General features: G+C 59.7%; 5 protein-coding genes. 3 read left to right on the top strand and 2 right to left on the bottom strand.

Annotation, left to right across the window (positions count from 1 at the left end):
- Positions 1-394 (bottom strand): hypothetical protein (locus AC3B8H_RS19425; RefSeq protein WP_488443172.1); only part of this gene is annotated, 394 nt, incomplete at its 3' end.
- A 97-nt stretch (positions 395-491) separates the two neighbouring features.
- Here AC3B8H_RS19425 and AC3B8H_RS19430 point away from each other — a divergent pair.
- Genes AC3B8H_RS19430 through AC3B8H_RS19440 form a run of 3 tightly spaced genes read left to right on the top strand, consistent with a single transcriptional unit; the run spans position 492 to position 3,134 of the window.
- Positions 492-1,715 carry a M20 aminoacylase family protein gene (locus AC3B8H_RS19430; protein WP_488443173.1) on the top strand — a complete coding sequence of 408 codons (1,224 nt, stop codon included), beginning with the start codon at positions 492-494 and terminating at the stop codon, positions 1,713-1,715.
- A gap of 30 nt (positions 1,716-1,745) precedes the next feature.
- Complete coding sequence (locus AC3B8H_RS19435; RefSeq protein ID WP_488443174.1) at positions 1,746-2,444, top strand: SDR family oxidoreductase; 699 nt, start codon at positions 1,746-1,748, stop codon at positions 2,442-2,444.
- 57 nt (positions 2,445-2,501) lie between these two features.
- The gene (locus tag AC3B8H_RS19440; protein ID WP_488443175.1) at positions 2,502-3,134 is read left to right on the top strand and encodes a hypothetical protein; all 633 of its coding nucleotides are present in this window, start codon (positions 2,502-2,504) and stop codon (positions 3,132-3,134) included.
- Positions 3,135-3,312: 178 nt separating this feature from the next.
- Here the strand turns inward: AC3B8H_RS19440 and dtd are convergent.
- On the bottom strand, positions 3,313-3,626 hold a 314-nt coding region (gene dtd / locus AC3B8H_RS19445; protein ID WP_488443176.1), incomplete at its 5' end, for a D-aminoacyl-tRNA deacylase.

Genomic DNA, 3,626 nt, shown 5'->3' on the forward strand with positions numbered 1-3,626 from the left:
TAAGCGTGCGCTCGTGGATTTGCGAGCGGCGGTTATAGACCCAGAATCCTAATTTGGGTCCGCCAAGTTTCGTGGCGATGCACAGCAAAAAGTTCAGCGGATGGCCGTTGGCGTTCAGCACGATGACCAGATCGGCGTTCAAGGCTTTGCCGAAGATCGCTTGGTAAAGTACCGTTTCGTTCAGCCAATAATTGCGGACCTTGACACCGACCGGCGGCGCAAATTCCACCAAGTCGCGTTTCGCGGCTTGCTCCGGGTTGGGTTTACCGTAAACTACTTCGAGTTTAACGCCGTCGCGCGCCAAATTTTCCGCCAACCGCTCGAATAACCCGAGCCGGTAGTGCGGCATGGTCGGGACGGCAATAAGCACCTGGTAGCGGTACGAGTCGGGCATCGGCGGTTTCGATGGCGGATGAGATTAGGCTTCGTCCAACGGATCGGTTGGGCGAGTTCGACCGCAATAATAGTGTTGTTCTACCGAGTCGTAAATCATGAGCGAGAATCTTCCGCCTTTAACCAGCACCGTTCCGGACGGGGCGATACCCGAGATCGTCGCCGCGCTGGACCGGATTCAGGCTTGGCGCCGGGATATTCATGCCCACCCGGAATTGTGTTTCGAGGAACAGCGCACCGCCGATTTGGTGGCCGCCAAGCTGAGCGAATGGGGCATACCGGTGCATCGCGGCTTGGGCAAGACCGGCGTGGTCGGGGTTATTCAATCGGGCAGCGGCGGCCGAGCGATCGGTTTGCGCGCAGATATGGATGCCTTGCCGATTCAGGAGCAAAACCGGTTTCCGCACGCCTCCGCCTATCCCGGCAAGATGCACGCCTGCGGCCACGACGGCCATACCGCGATGTTGTTGGCGGCGGCGGACTATCTGGCGCGGCACCGCGATTTCGACGGCACGGTGTATTTGATTTTCCAGCCGGCCGAGGAGGGTGGCGGCGGTGCCGATGCGATGATCAAGGACGGCTTGTTCGAGCGCTTTCCGATGCAAGCGGTCTACGGCATGCATAATTGGCCGGGCTTGGCGGTCGGCGAATTCGCGGTCGGCGCGGGTCCGGTGATGGCGTCGATGAGCCGTTTTAAAATCGTCGTGCATGGCAAGGGCTGCCACGCGGCGATGCCGCATTTGGGGCTGGACCCGGTGCCGGTCGCGGCTCAATTGATTACCGCCTTTCAGACCATACTGACCCGCAACGCCAATCCGCTGGACAGCGGCGTGATCTCGGTGACGATGTTGAACGCCGGCGAGGCGACCAACATCATTGCCGACCGTTGCGAATTGGCCGGTACCGTGCGGACTTTTTCCGCCGACTTGCTGGATATGATCCAAGCTCGGATGGCGCAACTGACCGAACATCTGTGTCTGGCCCACGGAATGACCGGCGACTTCGAATTTCAGCGCTTGTATCCGGCCACGGTCAATGAGCCGGGGGCGGTCGAGCAAGCTCGGCGGGTGATGATCGAGATGGTGGGCGAGCCACGGGTGTTGCCGCAGGTGCCGACCATGGGCGCCGAAGACTTTGCCTTCATGCTGCAAGTCTTGCCCGGTTGTTACTGCTTTCTCGGTAACGGCGACGGCGACCATCGTAGCGCCGGCCACGGCGCGGGACCTTGCACGCTACACAACGCCAGTTACGATTTTAACGACGACATACTCGCGCTGGGCGCCAGTTATTGGGTAAGGCTGGCGCGGGCGCATTTGGGCTGACTCTATCGCTTTTAAATTTCGGGAGATTTTATGCAAACCGTGTTGATTACCGGTGCCAATCGCGGCTTGGGATTGGAATTTTGTAAACAGTATGCGGCGGCCGGTTGGCGGGTGCTGGCGGTTTGTCGGCGCCCGGACCAAGCCGACGCGCTGCTTGCGCTGGCGGCCGCTTCGGATCGGCTGCAAGTGTTGGCGGCGGACGTCGCCGACTTTGGGCAAATCGACGCGCTGGCGGCCCATTTGAACGGAACGCCGATCGACGTGCTGCTGAATAACGCCGGCGTCTATGGCGACCAGGCCGGCCAAGGTTTCGGGCGGCTGGATTACGCCGCCTGGCAGCATACCTTGACGATCAACACGCTGGCCCCGGTAAAGTTGGCCGAAGCGCTGTTGCCCAATCTACGAGCGGGGCAACGCAAACTGATCGTCACCGTCAGCAGTCTGATGGGCAGCATGACCGACAACACCAGCGGCGGCAGCATTCTGTACCGGTCCAGCAAGGCCGGGGTCAATGCGGCGATGAAAAGCCTGTCCATCGATTTGGCGCCGCAAGGCATCGGCGTGCTGATTCTGCATCCGGGTTGGGTCAGAACCGACATGGGCGGGCCTAACGCGTTGATCGATGCCGACGAAAGCGTGGCAGGCATGATCACCGTGATCGGCGGTTTCACGCCGGCCCAATCCGGCGGCTTTCTGCGCTACGGCGACGGTAAAGTCATGCCTTGGTGAGTGAGGTTCGCGAGCAATAAAAAAGCCGGCTCTCGCCGGCTTTTTTCATTCGTCGGGTTGGTTGAGCTAATCCGGCTGCGGTTACATATCGCACTTATGGGCGTTGCCGCAGCAATCCGCCATGTTACCGCCGTGAGCCGCGCAATGTTCCGTGCCGCATTGATGAGCCGCACCGCCTTTGTGATGCGCGCAGTGGCCGGAATCGCAGGTTTTCTCGGCGGCCGCGGCATGGTGGTCGCAATGTGCGGTGTGGCACTGATGAGCCGGCGCGTTGGCGTCTTGGGCGCAATGTTCGGCACAAGCTTTGTCTTTTTCGCCGGGATGATCGGCGCAATGTTTCGCGCAGTCGTGATGAGGCGCTACATGGCTTTTGCAATGTTTGATGCAGGCTTTATTTTTCTTGCCCTTGCTTTTGGCGCAATGGGCGATGCAGTCGTGTTCGTCGGCCGCGGCCTGGTGTTTGTCGCAATGTTTGGGTTCAACCGCGGCTGGCGCCGGCGCGGCGGCGGGAGCGGCTTGGCTGGCAACCGGCGCCGGCGTGGCAACGACCGGTTCCGCGTTGGCTTCGGTGGCCGGTTTACTGGCTTCGCAACCGGTCAAGAATGCCGCCGCGGCCAGATTAGCGATCAAAACGATATGCCTTATTTTCATAATATTCCCGTGGTGTGGTTAGTTGTAGGCATATTGTAAGGTGCCGGAGGATACATCGGCAAATAAATTGTGTTATTTAACATAGTTTATTTATGCCGTTAGCCGTTTTGTGCTTGGAGCGGTCCGAGTTTGGCAAGCGCCGAACTGAAATTGCACGAATGGCGTATTGCTACGAAAGCGCGTGGTCGGACTCAGTTAACCGCCAGGACGCTGGCGATCAAGCCGTATGTTCTCGGCAGCGCAATGTAAAAGTCACCGGGCCGTCGTTGGTCAGCGACACTTGCATGTCGGCGCCGAAGCGCCCGAATTGGCTGCCGGGATAACGCTGGCGGGCTTGCTGTTGCAAGTAGCCGAACAGCTCTCGACCAATATCCGGCGGCGCGGCGGAAGCGAAGCTGGGACGATTGCCGGTATCGGTGTCGGCCGCCAACGTAAATTGCGGCACCAGTAACAGGCCGCCGCCGATGTCGCGCAGGCTGAGATTCATTTTGTCTTGAGCGTCGGCGAAAATTCGGTAGTTCAAGATGCGTT

This window comes from Methylomonas sp. BG-2 (assembly GCF_057766305.1).